Annotated in this window: 12 protein-coding genes and 1 pseudogene; 3 read left to right on the top strand and 10 right to left on the bottom strand. The window is 72.1% G+C overall.

The window, feature by feature from the left end; all coding sequences use genetic code 11:
- Positions 1-121 precede the first annotated feature (121 nt).
- Positions 122-547: a glutaredoxin domain-containing protein gene (locus LPA41_RS10240; RefSeq protein ID WP_229069846.1), complete on the top strand. Its 426-nt coding sequence runs from the start codon at positions 122-124 to the stop codon at positions 545-547.
- Between the two features lie 363 nt (positions 548-910).
- A complete protein-coding gene (locus LPA41_RS10235; protein ID WP_229069845.1) occupies positions 911-1,588 on the top strand; it encodes a hypothetical protein in 678 nt (225 codons plus the stop codon).
- A 437-nt stretch (positions 1,589-2,025) separates the two neighbouring features.
- Here LPA41_RS10235 and LPA41_RS10230 read toward each other — a convergent pair whose 3' ends face one another.
- From LPA41_RS10230 to uraD, 6 genes and pseudogenes are all read right to left on the bottom strand, one after another.
- A complete protein-coding gene (locus LPA41_RS10230) occupies positions 2,026-3,162 on the bottom strand; it encodes an aldolase/citrate lyase family protein (RefSeq protein ID WP_229069844.1) in 1,137 nt (378 codons plus the stop codon).
- Between the two features lie 10 nt (positions 3,163-3,172).
- Positions 3,173-4,723 (bottom strand): annotated as a pseudogene (gene aceB / locus LPA41_RS10225) (malate synthase A); the annotation flags it as partial.
- 47 nt (positions 4,724-4,770) lie between these two features.
- Positions 4,771-6,111, bottom strand: a complete 1,341-nt coding sequence (locus LPA41_RS10220; protein WP_229069842.1) for an 8-oxoguanine deaminase — start codon at positions 6,109-6,111, stop codon at positions 4,771-4,773.
- The gene (gene pucL, locus LPA41_RS10215; RefSeq protein WP_229069841.1) at positions 6,108-6,968 is read right to left on the bottom strand and encodes a factor-independent urate hydroxylase; all 861 of its coding nucleotides are present in this window, start codon (positions 6,966-6,968) and stop codon (positions 6,108-6,110) included. The genes LPA41_RS10220 and pucL overlap by 4 nt, the downstream gene beginning before the upstream one ends.
- 4 nt (positions 6,969-6,972) lie before the next feature.
- Positions 6,973-7,335 carry a hydroxyisourate hydrolase gene (gene uraH, locus LPA41_RS10210; RefSeq protein ID WP_229069840.1) on the bottom strand — a complete coding sequence of 121 codons (363 nt, stop codon included), beginning with the start codon at positions 7,333-7,335 and terminating at the stop codon, positions 6,973-6,975.
- Complete coding sequence (gene uraD / locus LPA41_RS10205; protein ID WP_229069839.1) at positions 7,325-7,828, bottom strand: 2-oxo-4-hydroxy-4-carboxy-5-ureidoimidazoline decarboxylase; 504 nt, start codon at positions 7,826-7,828, stop codon at positions 7,325-7,327. Before uraD ends, uraH begins: the two co-directional genes overlap by 11 nt.
- A 139-nt stretch (positions 7,829-7,967) precedes the next feature.
- Between uraD and LPA41_RS10200 the strand changes: the two genes are divergently transcribed.
- Positions 7,968-10,838, top strand: coding sequence for an ATP-dependent RNA helicase (locus LPA41_RS10200; RefSeq protein WP_374238142.1), 2,871 nt, complete (start codon positions 7,968-7,970; stop codon positions 10,836-10,838).
- Positions 10,839-11,451: 613 nt separating this feature from the next.
- Here LPA41_RS10200 and LPA41_RS10195 read toward each other — a convergent pair.
- The 4 genes from LPA41_RS10195 to LPA41_RS10180 all read right to left on the bottom strand — a co-directional run bounded on the left by LPA41_RS10195 (position 11,452) and on the right by LPA41_RS10180 (position 16,845).
- Complete coding sequence (locus LPA41_RS10195) at positions 11,452-13,818, bottom strand: bifunctional diguanylate cyclase/phosphodiesterase (RefSeq protein ID WP_229069837.1); 2,367 nt, start codon at positions 13,816-13,818, stop codon at positions 11,452-11,454.
- Positions 13,819-13,873: 55 nt separating this feature from the next.
- Positions 13,874-14,596: a PP2C family serine/threonine-protein phosphatase gene (locus LPA41_RS10190; RefSeq protein WP_229069836.1), complete on the bottom strand. Its 723-nt coding sequence runs from the start codon at positions 14,594-14,596 to the stop codon at positions 13,874-13,876.
- Between the two features lie 81 nt (positions 14,597-14,677).
- Positions 14,678-15,703, bottom strand: a complete 1,026-nt coding sequence (locus LPA41_RS10185; protein WP_229069835.1) for a hypothetical protein — start codon at positions 15,701-15,703, stop codon at positions 14,678-14,680.
- A complete protein-coding gene (locus tag LPA41_RS10180) occupies positions 15,700-16,845 on the bottom strand; it encodes a transporter substrate-binding domain-containing protein (RefSeq protein WP_229069834.1) in 1,146 nt (381 codons plus the stop codon). Before LPA41_RS10180 ends, LPA41_RS10185 begins: the two co-directional genes overlap by 4 nt.
- Positions 16,846-16,867: the final 22 nt, after the last annotated feature.

The following is a 16,867-nucleotide window of genomic DNA, read 5'->3' as shown; positions in this document are numbered from 1 at the left end:
GACCCTAGCGGCGGTTTGTTTCACCGGACGATCATCCGCCCGGCCGGGGATTTCGTCACGGTTCGCTGTTTTGGCCAGCACTTTCGCGGCGTAGCCGCGTAACGGTGTACCGTCGCGCTCCATGGTGCGTCGGTGGAGGCTGGCAGTTCTGGCGGCCGTCTGTGGTGTGCTCATCGCCGCCGTCAAGGTCAATGACGGCTCCACGTGGGGCGCGGCCTTCCTGCTGCTGCTCTTCCTGGGTCTGGCCGTGGCCCTGTCGCCCGGCGTCTTCCCCCGTCCCGAGCGCGCCGCCGAAGCGGTCCGGGACGGCCGGCCCGTCGTCTACTGGCGGCCGGGCTGCCCGTTCTGCCTCCGGCTCCGCGCCCGGCTCGGCCCGGACGCGGCCCGGCTGCACTGGGTGGACATCTGGCAGGACCCGGAAGGCGCCGCAGCCGTCCGGGCGATCACCGGCGGCGACGAGACGGTGCCGACCGTGGTGATCGACGGTGCGGGTTTCGTGAACCCGGACCCGTCGTGGCTCCGGGACCGGATCGTGCCGGCGTCCTGACCTGGGTCCAGCCCAGGAACTGCTCGAACAGCTCGGCCGGCGTGCGGCGGGGCAGGTCGGTCACGGCCTGGTCCAGGTTGCCCCACATGTACATGGCGAGCGACACCCGGTCGGCGCCCTCGGTGAGCTGGGCCCGCGCCGGCGGGCATGGCCAGGCCCGGCCGCAGGCACGGCACCTCCAGGACGGGCGCTGCCAGATGTGCTCGGAACGTGTGGACTTCAACGGGATGTACCGCACCAGATGCCTCCCCGCATGGTTTGACGGCGACAGGTAGTACTCGGCTTCGCCCCGGAAAGTTCGACCGCACGGCGGATTAGGCATGCGCTATGGTCCAACGTCACGATCAAGTAACGGGGGCCTGTGTGACCGATAAAGCGAAGGACGTCGAAACAGCAGCCGAGCCGGCGGCGGTGCCCGTCGATGCCGTCGGCGAGCCCGAGTCCATCGAGGACGCCGTGCCGGCCGCGGAGGCGACGGAAGAGGCGGAGACCACGGCGGAAGCGGAAGCCGCGGTGGAGACAGAGATCGAGACCGAGGCTGCCGGAGAGCCCGAGCCCGCCGCGGAAGCTCAGCCCGCCGGAGAGGCTGAGCTGATCGCGGAGGAAGTACCCGGCGCGGCGGACGACGCCGAAGCGCAGCCCGTCGACTCGCCGGCGCCGGTGGTGGAGAACGATGCCGGCGACGCGGACACCGACGAGGACGAGCCGGAGACGGACGGCCCGGCGGGTCTAGAAGTGGCCGAGGAGCCGGAACCCAAGGCCGAGCCCACCATGGCCCTGAGCGCGGAGCCGCGCGACGATCCGGCCGCCCCGGAGAACCGGCGGATCCTCGTGCTGAGTGTGCTCGTCGGTGCGCTCGCCGTCGCCGTGGTCGGCGTCTTCGGTCTGATCGTCTACGACCCGGCGACGATGTTCGGTCTCATGCCTACGTGGTGGGCCGAGCCCGGTTCGGGCCGGATCATCGCCGGTGCCGGGATCGTCGCCGCGCTGGCCGTGATCGCCGCCGGCATGCACCGCACCTTCCTGCGCCGCCGGAACTGAACGCGAACGCGATCCGGAGCAGAGCAGTGCGATCCGGAGTGGGAGGCCAGGCGCGAGCGTGGCTGTTGGCCGCTACGGGGGACTGGTGTTGATCTGCTGGCGGTGCGAAATCGCGGTTTCAGGTCCATGATCACAGCGATTTCGTAGCGCTAGCAGATCAACATCTTGGCTGCTTAGGCTCATCGCGCCAAGATCGCGGCTCGGCCGGCCAGCCGGCGAACAGGGCGGCCCGGCGCGAGCAAGGCGGCCCGGCGCGAGCAAGGCGGCCCGGCGCGAGCAAGGCGGCCCGGCACGAGCAAGGCGGCCCGGCACGAGCAAGGCGGCCCGGCACGAGCAAGGCGGCCCGGCACGAGCAAGGCGGCCCGGCACGAGCAAGGCGGCCCGGCACGAGCAAGGCGGGCCGGCACGAGCAAGGCGGGCCGGCACGAGCAGGGTGATCAGGTCAGGGCGGTCAGCTCGGCCCGGGTGAAGCCGACATCGTCGAAAGCACCGCAGTCCAGGCCGCGCAGCAGGTACCCGGCGAGGGCCCGGGCGGTGGCCGGCTCGTCGGCGATGCCGCTCTCCTGGCGGTGCACGTACCGGTGCAGGCGCCCGGCCGCCACCTCCCGGCCGTCGCGGAAGAACTGGTAGGTCGCCGCGTACCGGCTGGGCAGTTGCGCCGGGTGCAGGTCCCAGCCCTGGTAGAAGCCGCGTTCCAGGGAGCGCCGGACCAGGCGGTGGTGCAGTTCCCAGGCCGCGCGGACGTCGGCGGGCGAACCGGCCGGGAGGACGTTCGTGGAGCCGTCGGAGAGGCGTACGCCGGTCTGTGCGGCGGCGGCCTGCATGACGGCTTTCGCGTGGTCGGCGGCCGGGTGTTCCATGGACTGGTAGGCCGCCGCCACCCCGGCGGCCGCGCTGTAGTCGTAGGTGCCGTAGTGCAGCCCGGTGCACCGGCCGTCCGCCGCCGTGATCAGGCGGGCCACCGTGGCGGTGCCGTCGGCGGCGAGCACCGCGGACGGCAGTTCGATCTGGATTTCGAAGGTCAGGGCGCCGCTGCTCAGCCCGTACAGCCGCTCGATCTTCTCGCAGAGGGTGACCATCGCCCGGACCTGGTCGGTGCCGCTGACCTTGGGCAGCGTGATGGCGAAAAGCCCTTGATAGGTGTCGATGAAGAGGTCGAGGGTGCGCAGCGCGCGGTGGCGGGTGGCGGCTTCCAGGGACTTGATCCGGATGCCGAGGAACGGCGGTCGCGGACCGGCGGCGAGGGTCGTGGCGGCCCGGCGGACGGCCGCGTCCTCCTCGTCGTCGTCGCGGACGCCGTACCCGTCCTCGAAGTCGACCCGCAAGTCCTCGATCGGTTCTCGTTCGAGCTTCGCGCGGATGGTCGGATCCGGCCACGGGAAGTCGTTTTCGTCCATGGACAGGAGCGCCTGAGGGCCCCACTCGGCGAAGGAGATGAGCTTGTCGGCCGGGATGTACACCGTATGGATCGGCTGCCTGCCGGCGCGCTCCCCCGGGTAACGGGCCCGGAGGAACGCGTCGTGGGCAGCCAGACGCCGGTCGATCTCGTCGTAATCATGATCGGACAGGCGCACGGGGAACCCTTCAGTCGATGGAGTCGTAGGCCGCGCTCGTGAGGAAGTCGGCGAAGTCGTCGGCGAGGGCGACCCGCTCGAACAGCTTGCGGGCGTCGTCGTAGCGGCCCGCCGCCCAGGCGTCGTCACCGATCGACGCGCGGATGGCGGCGAGTTCCTCGTCCTCGATGCGGCCGACCAGTTCCGCGGTGATGAGCGTGCCGTCCTCGAGCCGGACCCCGTTGTGGATCCACTGCCACACCTGGGAGCGTGAGATCTCCGCGGTGGCCGCGTCCTCCATCAGGTTGTGGATCGCGACCGCGCCGTTGCCGCGCAGCCAGGCCTCCAGGTACTGCAGCGCCACGTTGACGTTGTTGCGCAGCCCCGCCGCGGTGACCGGCTTCTTCAGCGCGGCGACGTTCAGCAGGTCGTGCGCGTCGACCGCGACGTCCGGGCGCTGCTTGTCCAGCTGGTTCGGCCGGTCGCCGAGCACTCGGTCGAAGATCTCCTGGCAGACCGGCACCAGGTCGGGGTGCGCCACCCAGGAACCGTCGAAGCCGTCACCGGCCTCCCGCTCCTTGTCCTCGCGGACCTTGCTCAGCGCGACCTTGTTGACCTCCTCGTCGCGCCGGCTCGGGATGAACGCGGCCATGCCGCCCATCGCGAACGCGCCCCGGCGGTGACAGGTGGCGACGAGCAACTCGGTGTAGGCCCGCATGAACGGCGCGGTCATCGTCACGGCCGCCCGGTCCGGCAGGATCATGGTGGGGTTGTCGCGGAAGTACTTGATGATGCTGAACAGGTAGTCCCAGCGGCCCGCGTTGAGGCCGGAGATGTGCGGCCGGAGCGCGTACAGGATCTCCTCCATCTCGAAGGCGGCCGGGATCGTCTCGATCAGCACGGTGGCGCGGATGGTGCCGACCGGGATGCCGAGCTTCTCCTGGGCGTACGTGAAGACGTCGTTCCAGAGTGCGGCCTCGTTGTGCGACTCCATCTTGGGCAGGTAGAAGTACGGCCCGCTGCCGCGTTCCAGCAGTTCGGCGGCGTTGTGGAAGAAGTAGAGGCCGAAGTCGACGAGGGCGCCGACGGCCGGCTCGCCGTCCACCGGCAGGTGCCGCTCGTCGAGGTGCCAGCCGCGCGGGCGCATCACGATCGTCGGGTACGGGCCGTCGCCGAGTTCGTAGACCTTCTTCGGAGTCTCCAGCCGGATCGTCCGCCGGATCGCGTCGTGGAGGTTCTGCTGCCCGTCGACCACGTTGGACCAGTGCGGGGTGTTCGCGTCCTCCAGGTCGGCCAGCCACACCTTGGCACCGGAGTTCAGCGCGTTGATCGTCATCTTGCGCTCGGTCGGGCCGGTGATCTCGACGCGGCGGTCCTGGAGGTCGGCCGGCGCGGGCGGCGCGGTCCACTCGGCGGCGCGGATGTCCGCCGTCTCCGCGAGGAAGCCGAGGCCGGCGCCGGACGCGATCTCCGCGCGGCGGCGGGCACGGGCCTCGAGAAGCTCGTTACGGCGGGGCCGGAATCGCCGGTTCAGATCGGCGACGAACGCCACGGCCTCGTCGGACAGGATCTCGGTCATCGTTGACGGTTCCTCTCGGTGTGGTTACTCCCCCGTACCGTAGTCGAGCATTATTCATGCACCAGCCGTCGATGTGCCCGCCGGGCCTCCCGCGTCAACGTCTCCTCGTCGGCGTTCACCAGCTCACCGCGCCGCACCACCGGCCGGCCACCGACCAGGGCCAGCTCCACCGGCGCCGGCGGGCCGAACACCAGCGCGGCAACCGGATCGTCGATGCCGGCGTGCCCCAGGCCGTCCAGCCGCCACAGCACCAGATCGGCGAGCTTGCCTGCCTCGATCGAGCCCAGATCGTCCTGCCGGCCGAGGCAGCGCGCCCCGCCCATCGTGCCCAGCCGCAGCGCCTGCCGGGCGTCCATCGCCTTCGGACCACCGCGCATCCGGGCCGTCCAGAGGGCCTGCCGCAACTCGGCGCCCAGGTGCGAGACCTCCTGCGAGGCGGCGCCGTCCACACCGAGACCCACCGGTACGCCGTGATCCAGCAACTCCCGTACGCGTGCCGTGCCCGCACCCAGCCGCGCGTTCGAGCTCGGGCAGTGCGCGACACCCGTACCCGTCGCGCCGAGCCGGGCGATCGCCGCGTCGTCCAGGTGCACGCCGTGCGCCAGCCACACGTCGTCGCCGAGCCAGCCGACGCGTTCCGCGTACTCCACCGGGGTGCATCCGAACTGCTTGCGGCAGAACTCCTCCTCGTCGTCGGTCTCGGCGAGATGGGTGTGCAGCCGGACACCCTTGCGCCGGGCCAGGACCGCGGCCTCCGTCATCAGCCGGGTGGTGACCGAGAACGGCGAGCACGGCGCCACCGCGATCCGCAGCATCGCGTCCGGCGACGGGTCGTGCCACCTGTCGATCGCGGCCTCGGTCGCGGCCAGTGCCTCGTCCGTCTCCTCGACCAGGTGGTCCGGCGGGAGGCCGCCGTCCTTGCGGCTCAGGTCCATCGAACCCCGGGTCGGATGGAACCGCAGGCCGATCCGGCGGGCCGCCTCGATCTCGGCCGCCAGGACATCGCCGCCGTCGCGCGGGAAGACGTAGTGGTGGTCCATCGACGTGGTGCAGCCGGAAAGGGCGAGCCAGCCCAGACCGGCGCCGGCGGCCGCGCCGACGATGTCCGCGTCGAGCCGGCCCCAGATCGGGTAGAGCGTGGTCAGCCAGCCGAAGAGGGTCTCGTCGAGGGCGAGGCCACGGGTCGCCCACTGGTAGAGGTGATGGTGGGTGTTGACGAGTCCGGGGGTGAGCAGGCAGCCCGTACCGTCGACGCGTTGTCCCGGCCGTTCGGGAGCGGGCCCGGCGCCCACCGCCGCGATCCGGCCGTCGTCGCCCACCACGACGTACCCGTTCGCGTACGACGTGTCCGCGGCGTCGACCGTCGCCACCGCGGCGTTCTCGATGATCACAGCCACCACTCCGCGATCGCGGCCGGCGCGTCGTCCCGCGTGACAGTGCCCTCGATCAGCCCGTACGGCCGGTCCCCGGCGATGAACACCTCACCCTCGTTGGACAGGTCGAACGGCGACAGATCCACGAGATAGTGATGCTTGTTCGGCAACGCCAGCCGCACCTCGGCGACCTCCGGCCGATCCGTCAGCAGCCGGGAACCCATCGCCTTGAGCGTCTGCTGCAGCGAATAGCTGTACGTCTGGACGAACCCGTTCTTCAGCGCCTCCAGCGACCCGGCGAACGAACCGGCCCACTCCACGTCGTCACCCCGATGCCGCCACCGCGCGTCCACCGCCGTGGCCAGGATCCGGTCCGTCGCCTCCGGCAACGTCGTGTACCGGTCACGGACGAACCCGTGGAACTCCGAATCCGTCGTGTTCAGCAGCACCAGCCCGGTGACACCCGAGACCACCTGCGTGCCGGCGGCGGACACCGACACCACAGCGGTACGGGTCAGGTCGCCACGCCTGGCGAACGAGTGCGGGCCCAGCCGGTCCCAGGCGTACGCCTCGATCGACACCGTCGCGCCGTGCACCTGCTCCTGGCTGCCGACGAAATGCCGGGCCAGCAGCAGCGCGAACGACTCCGGTTCGGTGACGCCGTGCTCCTTCGCGAACGCGTACACGGTGTTCTTCATCGTGTCGGTCGGCAGCACCCCCGAGTTGTCACCGGTCTCGTGGGTGGCGGCCAGATCGCCGGAGAGCGCGACACTGACGTTGAGATCCACGAGACCGTGGGTGCCGCCGTCCCGCGTCACCCGGACCAGCCGGGTCTCCGCCTTGCCGTAACGGTTCGGTCCGAGCACGATCGCCACCAGGTCAGCTCCCTCGGTAGGTGGTGTAGCCGTACCGGCTCAGCAGCAGCGGCACGTGGTAGTCACGGTCCGGGTCGTGCACGTGGAACGCGACGGTGATCTCCGGGAAGAAGCAGTCGCCACCCAGGTACGGCTCGACGTAGAAGAACAGCCGGTACCCGCCGGCCTGCCAGTCCCGCACCGGCACCCGGAACCGCAGCCGGCCGTCGTCGTCGGTCCGCCCCTCGGCCGCGGTCAGCCAGCCGTCCGAGTCGCGGCGCTCCAGACGCACGTACACGTCGCGCGCCGGCTCTCCGGTCACCGTGTCCAGGATGTGTGTGGAGATCCGGGCGTGGAACCCGCCCGTCGTGCCGTCGTCAGAGGGCATCGAGCACCCGCTCCAGCCGCAGCAGCGCGATCTTGCGCAGCTCGTCGGTCACGACCGCCCGCTCGGTCGCCTCGTCGTTGCCGAGCCGGGCCTTCGCGACGTCCAGGATCTCGCCCTGGCTCCGGCCACTCGCGAAGATCAGGAAGACGTGCCCGAACCGGTCCTCGTACGCCCGGTTCGCCTCCACCAGGGCCGCCCTCGTCCCGTCGTCCGACGACGCCGCGGCCGCCGACTGCTCGGCCCGCGACCACGACGCCTCCTGCGACGCGCCGGCCGCCCGCTCACCGATCCGCGGGTGCGCGGACAGGCCTTGCCGGACGTCGTCCCAGCTCAACGACCGGGCGGCGGCGTCCGCGGCGGCGAGCAGCTCGGCCCGGTCCCGGAACGGCCGGCCGGCCGCGACCCCGGCACCCCACGCGGGCGCCGCCAGGCAGGCGAACAGTTCGCGCTCCAGACGCTCGGCAGGCAGCGCGTTGAAGGCCTCCACGCTCACACCCCCTCCTCCAATGTTGATCAGTCAAGCAGGCGAAGTCCGCCGAACGCACCGGCCGGCGGAAGAATTAACAGACACCCTGCCACGAAACACGCCCGGAAAAACTGTCACCGGTATGGGCCAGACTGGTGCCGTGCTGATCCCCGCCGACGAGTTGCCCGACCTCCCGGTCCGCCCCGCCCTGCCCGAGGTGACCGCCACACTGGCCGCCGCCGGCGCGGCAGTGCTCGTCGCGCCCCCGGGCACCGGCAAGACCACCCTGGTGCCCCTGGCCCTGGCCACCGGCACCGACCGGGTGATCGTGGCCGAACCGCGCCGGGTCGCCGCCCGCGCCGCCGCCCGGCGGATGGCGAGCCTGCTCGGCGAGCGGGTCGGCGGCCGCGTCGGCTACGCGGTGCGCGGCGACCGCCAGATCTCCCGGGACACGGTGGTCGAGGTGGTGACGACCGGCCTGCTGCTCCGCCGCCTGCAACGCGACCCCGAGCTGGCCGGCGTCACCACCGTGATCCTCGACGAGTGCCACGAGCGCCACCTCGACTCCGACCTGGCGCTCGCCTTCCTGGTCGAGGTCCGCGCCGCCCTCCGTCCCGACCTGCGCCTGCTGGCGACCTCGGCCACAGCCGACTCGTCCCGGCTCGCCGCCGTGCTGGGCGACCCGGCGCCGGTGCTGACCGCCCACGCCCGCACCCACCCGGTCGACGTGGTCTGGGCACCACCCACCGGCCCGGTCACACCCCCGCACGGCCTCCGCGTCGACCCCCGCCTGCTCGATCATGTGGCGGCCACGGTGCGGCGCGCGCTGACCGAGAACGACGGCGACATCCTGGTCTTCCTCCCCGGCGCGCGCGAGATCGACGTGGTCGCCGCCCGCCTCCGCGCAGCCGACGGGTCGGATCCCCGCGCGTCCGCCGATGCCCGCGCTTCTGCCGATGCGCGCGCTTCTGCCGATGCCGGCGGGTCGCTCGGCGGGGGCTTTGACGTTGTCGCGCTGCATGGGCGGCTGTCCGGTTCTGCCCAGGACGCCGCCCTGCGCCCCGGCATCCGCCGGCGGGTGGTCCTGGCGACCGCGATCGCCGAGAGCAGCCTCACCGTGCCCGGCGTGCGCGTGGTGGTCGACGCCGGCCTCAGCCGCGTCCCCCGCACCGACCACGCCCGCGGTCTCGGCGCACTGGTCACGGTGCCGGTCTCCCGGTCGAGCGCCGAACAGCGCGCCGGCCGAGCCGGCCGCGAGGCACCCGGTCGCGTCTACCGCTGCTGGCCGGCGGCCATGCACGACCGCTTGCCCGCCCACCCCGAACCGGAGATCGCCACCGCCGACCTGACCGGCCTCGCCCTGGACCTCGCCCTGTGGGGCCACCCCGACGGCTCCGGCCTGTCCCTTCCTGATCAGCCCCCACCCGGCGCGCTCCGAGCCGCCACGGCGACCCTCCACGATCTCGGCGCCATCGGCGAGGACGGCCGTGTCACCCCCCGGGGCCGCGCCCTCGCCGACGCCGGCCTGCACCCCCGCCTGGCACGCGCACTCCTCGACGGCGCAACCTTGGTCGGCTCGCGCCGGGCCGCCGAAATCGTCGCCATCCTCGACGCCGACAACTCCGGATCCGACGACGTGGTCACCCTCTGGCGGAGGGCGCGGACCGGAAATGACCACAGCTTCACCACCGAGGTACGCAGGCTGCGCGCGGCCCTGACCAGAACAGCTGCCCCGCCGTCCCGCATGGTGGGCAACGCTGATACCGCCGCCGCGCCCGTTCCCGCCGTCGAACACCGGGCCGGCGACGCTCACGAGGGTGCGTCCAGCGACGGCCGTGAGAGTGCGTCCGGGATCGTCCGTGAGGGGGCATCCGGCGACTGCCGCGAGGGTGCGTCCAGCGGCGGCCGTCAGGAGGCGTCCGGAAATGGTCAGAAGGCCGCGGTGGGCGACGGCCGCGAGGGTGCGTCCAGCGGCGGCCAGAAGGGCGCGGCTGTTGACGGCCGCCTGCGCGCCCCGGTTGACGGCCAGGAGTCGGACGGCGGCGGTGTCCGGGAACGGCTGCCGGACGATCTGGCGGCCGGGCTCGTCGTCGGGCTGGCCTATCCGGAGCGGGTGGCGAAGGCGCGCGAGCCGGGCGGAAAGGCGTACCTCATGGCCGGAGGCACCGCCGCCGACCTGCCCGCCGGCAGCTCGCTGGCCGGCGCACCCTGGCTTGCCGTCGCCGGCGCCGACCGCAGGGCCGGGGCCCGCACCGCGCGGATCCGGAGTGCCGCACCCCTCGACGAGGCCACCGCGTGCGAGGTCGCCGCCGCCCTGCTCACCGACGCCACCGAGATTGGCTGGATCGACGGCGATGTGGTGGCCCGCCGCGTCCGGCGGCTTGGAGCGATCACGCTCTCCAGCGTCCGGCTGACCGATCCCGATCAGGCCCAGATCCGCGCGGCGCTGTTCACCGGACTCCGCGAGGAGGGGCTGTCGCTGCTCACCTGGACCCGTGGCGCGGACGAGCTACGGCGCCGGCTGGCCTTCGCGCACAGCGCCCTCGGCGATCCCTGGCCCGACGTCTCCGACGAGGCCCTGCTGAAGAACGCCGACCAGTGGCTCGACCCGGGCACCGCCCGCCGCCGCTCCGACCTGGCCAAACTCGACGTCGCTGCAGCGCTGCGCCGCCTGCTCCCCTGGTCGGTGGCCGGGCGGCTCAACGAGGTGGCCCCGGAACGGCTGCCCGTGCCGAGCGGTTCCCAGGTGCGGGTCGACTACAGCGACCCGGCCGCCCCGGTCCTCGCCGTCAAGGTGCAGGAGGCGTTCGGCTGGCAGGACGCGCCCACTCTGGCCGACGGCCGGGTACCGGTGCTGCTGCACCTGCTCTCCCCCGCCGGCCGTCCGGTAGCGGTCACCCGCGACCTGCGATCCTTCTGGGCGCAGGGCTACCCGCAGGTGCGTGCCGAGATGCGCGGCCGGTACCCCCGGCACCCATGGCCGGAAGATCCCACTTCCGCCCAGCCGACCCGCCGCCTGAACCCGCGCTCCCGCTGATACCGCTGATACCGCTGATACCGGCAGGCTGGTGACGCGACCGGCTGGGGTGGGCGACAGCGTTGGCGTTGTCGTCCTCGATCGGGGCGGCTCAAGCTGGGGTTCACCGTGCCGCAGGACGGCTACTGCGTCCACCAGCACGAGCAGCGCGGACCGGCTGTCACCCACGGTCGTTGAAAGCCCTTCCCAACAGCCACCAGTGACAGCCCGGCACCAGCTGTCACCCACGGTCGTTCAAAGCCGTTCCCAACAGCCACCAGTGACAGCCCGGGACCAGCTGTCACCCACGGTCGCCCCCAAGCCCTCTCAACAACCACCAGTGACAGCCCGGCACCGGCTGTCACCCACGGTCGTCCAAAGCCGTTCCCAACAACCACCAGTGACAGCCCGGCACCAGCTGTCACCCACGGTCGCTGGCAGGCGCTCGCGACAGCCAACAGCGACAGCCGGCACACGCCCAGGCCTAAGGCGGGGGCGCGGAGCAAGGGCTGGACACGGGCGAAGCCAAGGCGCGACGCAAAGCGCAAGGCCGCACGGAGGGGCGAAAGCCACGCGAGCGGGCCGTCAGGAGGACACCAGGGCGAGCCGTCAGGAGGACGCCGGGGGCGGGCCGTCAGGAGGACGCCGGGGGTGGGCCGTCGCTGAGGGCGGCCAACGGCACCGGCGGCCCGAACAGGTATCCCTGCCCCAGCGGGCACCCCAGGGCCGCCATCCCCGACGACCGCGCCGGCGTCTCCAGTCCTTCGGCGACCACCGTGATCTGTAGTTCGGCGCAGATGCGCAGGACGGAACGGCACAGCGCGCCGGCCCGCGACGACTCGACGTCGGTCAGGGTGGAGTCGAGTTTGACGATGTCGACCGGCATGGCGTGCAGTTGCGCGAGCGCGTTGAAGCCGCTGCCGAAGTCGTCGAGTGCGACCCGGACGCCGAGGTCGCGCAGCGACGCCACGACGGCGGCGGCGCGGGGCAGGTCGGGGATCCGCAGGGTTTCGGTGATCTCGACGACGAGGCGGGAGGCGGGAACGTCGTGCCGGCGCAGGGCCGCGGTGACCGCGTCCCGCAGGCCCTGCTGCCCGAGGCGCCCGGCGGAGACGTTGACGTGCACGGCGATGGGACGGCCGAAACGTTCCTCCAGCCGGGCCACATCGGCGCAGGCCCGGTCGAGGACGAAGTCGTCGATCGCCGCGACCAGGCCGGTCCGCTCGGCCATGGTGACGAAGACGTCGGGGTGCACGGGCCCGGCGACGGGGTCGGTCCAGCGGGCCAGGGCTTCGACGGCGACGGTGGTGTTGTCGGTGAGCCGGACGATGGGCTGGTAGTGGACCTCGAAGCCGGCGGCGCCCGGGTTGCCGCCTTCGGCGAGGGCACCGGCGAGCAGTTGGGGCAGGTCGGCGAGGGGTCCGGCGTCGCGTGTGCCGTTCCAGCGGATCAGCGCGCCTTTGCCGCGGCGTTTCACGGCGTACATGGCGGCGTCGGCGCGGCGCAGCAGGATGTCGGCGGAGAGCGGGTCGCCGGGTTCGGCGGCGACCAGGCCGACGCTGACGCCGACACCGACGGACCGGCCGTCGATCTGGTAGGGCTCGCGGAGCGCGGTGAGCATCCGCTGGCCGATGGCTTCGGCTTCGGCGACCCAGGTGCCGAACGGCAGTTCGGCGGTGGCGGTGCCGGGGGCGGCGCGGCGTTCCACGAAGTCGGTGACGCGGACCCCGGCGGCGGAGAGCACGTAGCGCCGGGGGCGGAAGCGGCGGCGGCGGTGCCGTGGCGCGGGCGGCTGTTCGCCGTGGTCGAGCACGACCGCGAATTCGTCGCCGCCGAGGCGGGCGACGAGGTCTTGTGCGCGTACGCATGACCGCATCCGCTCGCCCACCGCGGTCAGCACCCGGTCGCCCATGGCGTGCCCGAAGGTGTCGTTTATCAGTTTGAAGTCGTCGAGGTCGGCGAAGAGCACGGCGACCGGGGTGCCGTGGGTCTGGTGCTCCTGGAGGGCGAGGACGAGCCGTTCCCGGAACAGGGCGCGGTTGGCGAGCCCGGTCAGCGGGTCGTGGTAGGCCAAATGGTGCAGCCGCTGCTGGGTGTCGGCGATCCGGTCCAGCAGGACGGTGTTGTCCATGATGGTGAGCATCTGCCGGGTGACGACGAGGGCGAGACCGAGCCAGCCGAGGTACGCCTGGAACGCGGTCAGCGGCTCGCCGGCGATCGTCTGCGCCACCAGCAGGACACCGGCCACGACGACGGGGCCGTACGGCAGGAGCAGGTGGAACCAGTCGTGCTGGAGCAGCGCGGTGGCCGGGCGGGTGAGCGGCGGCCGGGCCGGGCTGAGGGCGGCGAGGGCGATGAGGGCGGGGCCTAGCAGGTGCCCGGTGGTTTCCACCCAGGCCGGTCCGGCGTCGAGCAGCCGCAGCGTGTCGGCGCTGCCGAAGGCGAGTATCGCCGCGCCGATCAGCGCGAGCGGCCGCCGGCCGGCGGGCGAGTCGGGCCGGGTGGTGAGCAGCAGCACGACCATGGTGACCAGCACCAGGTCGACGACCGGGTAGGCGAGCAGCACCGCCTCGGCGAGACGGTCGACGGGCCCGCCGGGCAGGGGGCTGCCGGGCAGCAGCGACCAGAGCAGCGCCAGCACCGAGCCGGTGATCAGCACGCTGTCGATGACCAGGGCGATCTGGTCGCGCCGCGGTGAGGTCGGCACCGGCCGGGGCCGGGTGTGCGCGGCGGCGAGCAGGCCGGCCAGCATGCAGGCCGGCAGCACCAGGAAGCCGATGTCGGAGACCAGTTCCGGTGGGTCGCGGTCGGCGCCGCCGAGGTGCTGCACCACCCACCAGAGCCGGGTGGACGCCCAGATCAGCAGGCCGGCGCCGGCGAGGTGCCGCCAGTGGCGCGGCACGCCGGTGCGGCCCCGGGCTGCGACCAGGCAGACGGCCGCGGCGGCCAGCCCGACGACGAGCTGGGCCAGGTCGGCTAGGTAGCCCACGCCCGGAATCACCACCAGATTTTCTCCGGCCGCGCCCGATGTTCCGCGGCCGGAGTAAAATACCTGGTCAGTCTCCGCTGGTCACGTCGGCGACGATGACCGTGACATTGTCCGGTCCGCCGCCGCGCAACGCGAGGTCCACCAGTCGCTCGGAGCAGGACTTCGGGTCCGCCACGGTGCACATCTCCTGCTCCAGCGTCGCGTCGTTGACCACGCCGGTGAGCCCGTCGCTGCAGAGCAGCCAGCGGTCACCGGCCTGCGGTTCCACGATGACGTACGCGGGGGTGACGGGTTCGCCCTGCAGGACCCGGGTGACGACGGCCCGCCGCGGGTGCCCGGCCGCCTCCTCGGGTTTGAGCAGGCCCTGGTCGATGAGCATCTGGACGTACGTGTCGTCCTTGGTCAGCTGGTTGAGCCGGCCGTCGCGCAGCAGGTAGGCCCGGGAGTCGCCGACGTGGGCCATGGCCGCCCGCTCCCCGTTGAAGAGCACCGCCGTCAGCGTGGTGCCCATCCCTTGCAGGGCGGGGTCGGACACCACCATCTCGGCGATCCGGCCGTTCGCCACTTCCAGCGCCTTGTGCAGCGCGTCCATCTGATGGTCGGTGGCGATCGGCGTGTCGAGGGAGACCATGGCTTCGATGGCGAGCCGGCTGGCGAGGTCGCCGGCGGCCATCCCGCCCATGCCGTCGGCCACGACGAGGAGGTTGTCACCGGCGTAGTGACAGTCCTCGTTGTTGCTCCGGACGTGTCCTTGGTCGGTGACGGCCGCCCACCGGAGGTACAAGGTCATGGCGTGCAGCCTGCCAGGTCGATGCCAAGCTGTCTGCACGTGGTTCGCGGCGAGTCGCACATGTCGTTGTCGAAAATACACTCAGCTCGGAACAAGGGGACGCCCGAGGCACCGCGGATCGACTTCGGTCACGGTCCGTGTCGGTGCGATCCATCGCAGTGCGGAGGCCTCGGCGGGCCAGCCGCGGACCGTGATCCCGCTGTACTCCGGCGGACCGGCGCCGGGGCAGAGCGTCTTGGAGCGCACCTCGCCGTTGGGGATGAAGGTGACCTCACCGTCCGGCTGCAGCATGGTGGTGGAGGTGTCGTCCACCGCGATCAGCTGACCGCGGACCACGGTGACGGGCCGTCCTTCGGGGGCCATCTCGATCGCGCTGTCCGGCAGCACCGGCGCGCGCAGGAACACCACGCCGACCACGAACGGCAGCGCGAAGGCGGCGCCGATCGCCGGCCAGTACGTCGCGATCCGCGCCCATTTGGCCGGGACCGGGCCGGTCAGCAGCGGCCCGAACAGGGGCGGCAGGGCCAGCAGGGCGGCCGTGGACCAGGCGCCGGCGCGGACGGCGGCGACCACACCGGGCCACACGAAGATCCACACGAGCAGTCCGGTGAGCACCGGCACGCCCACCGTGATCCAGACCATCAGCGGTGCCGCGCCTTGGGCGCTCTGCACGGCGGTGAGCCCGAGGATCGCGACGATCAGCATCGCCAGCAGGGGCAGCAGCTGCAGCTGCCAGGTGAACGCGGCGATCATCGCGGCGACCGCCACCACCCAGCCCGGCATCCGCAGCGCGGCCACCGCGAGGTACGACGTACCGGCCTGCGCGGGCACGCTGACCAGCAGGATCCCGCCGAGCACCCGGATCAGCAGGATGGCCGCCGGGATGGTCCAGCTCAGCGTGATGAAGAGCGCGCCAACCATGCCGAGCGGGTTGATGTACTGCACCAGCAGCAGCATCGTGGCCATGTCCTGCCGGCTCAGGTACCAGAGCCGCAGCACCAGCAGCAGCAGCGGGAAGGCGGGCAGGACGGCGAGCAGCCAGTTGAACTCGGCCCGGTACCGCGGCCGGGCACCGAGGCGCTCCTTGATGACCTGGACCTCGCTCATCCGAGGGGGTCCTCCCAGGGCAGCCGGCGCACGTCGGGCCGCTCCACGCGGGGCTGCCGGCCGTCGGCGATCGGAATCCTCTTCTTCGTGTCGATCTCGGACTGCAGGTGCTCCTGGTAAGCCCGTTCCCAGCGGGAGTCCTTCGGATCGGCGTACGACCGGTAGAGGGTCAGGTTGACCAGTTTCTCCAGGGCCGGGTTGTTGCCGACGTTGACGCCCCACCGTTCGACCGTGTCCAGGCCCAGGTCCCAGTGCTCGTACTTCGCCGGGAACCGGTGCTTCCAGCCGGCCAGGATCGCGGCGTCGGTGCTTATCGCGTCGATCGTGCCCCGGTCGAGTTCGGCGAAGCACTCACGGACCCGGTTCTTGCGCGACACGATCGCCTCGGCGCGCTCCAGAGCGGTCTGGCTGGTCGAGGTGGACAGGGTGCAGACCCGCTGCTTCTCGAGGTCCTCCAGCGCGGACACCGGCGGGTGGTCGTTCAGCGTGATCACCGACTGCTCGGTGAGGAGGTACGGCGCCGAGAAGTGCACGCCGGCGGCCTTGCGCGCGTCGGTGACGCTGTAACTGGCGATGACGAGTTGCACGGGCACCCGGTTGCCCTGGGCGTCGGTCGCCTGCATCCGGGCCCGGTCCTCGCTCTCCAGGCCGAAGAACCGCACGTCGTCGCGGCGGAACCCCAGGTCCTCGGCGATCATGTAGGCGATGTCGATGTCGAAGCCGGCCCAGGCCTCGTCGCCCGCGTCGTAGTAGGCGACGCCGTACTGGTCGTCCTTGACCCCGATGTTCAGCGTGGTCCAGTCGTCCACGCCGGCCTCGGCGCGCAGGTCCGCCACCGACGGCGGCCCGCCGATCAGCAGCCGGCTCATCGTCACCGCGAGGGTGAGCACGAGCAGCACGCCGAGCCCGGCCAGCCGCCAGGCGCGGAACCGGTGCTCCCAGTCGACGAGGGAGCGGAACTGCGCCTCCTCGTAGACCTCCTCGAACACCTCCTGCTCGGCGATGTCCCGGGAGGCGATCTCCTCGACGGTGACGTCCGGGGGCGGCACCAGCCGGCGGCGCAGCCACGGCAGGTCGGGGGGCTGCCACTGCCGGAACCGGCGACGCACCGTCCGCGGTTCCCTGTCGTCCGGATCGACCATGCGGACATGGTGCTACACCGAT

The organism is Actinoplanes sp. DH11 (genome assembly GCF_020873875.1).
GTDB lineage: Bacteria > Actinomycetota > Actinomycetes > Mycobacteriales > Micromonosporaceae > Actinoplanes.
This window is presented reverse-complemented; position numbering and strand designations above follow the sequence as displayed.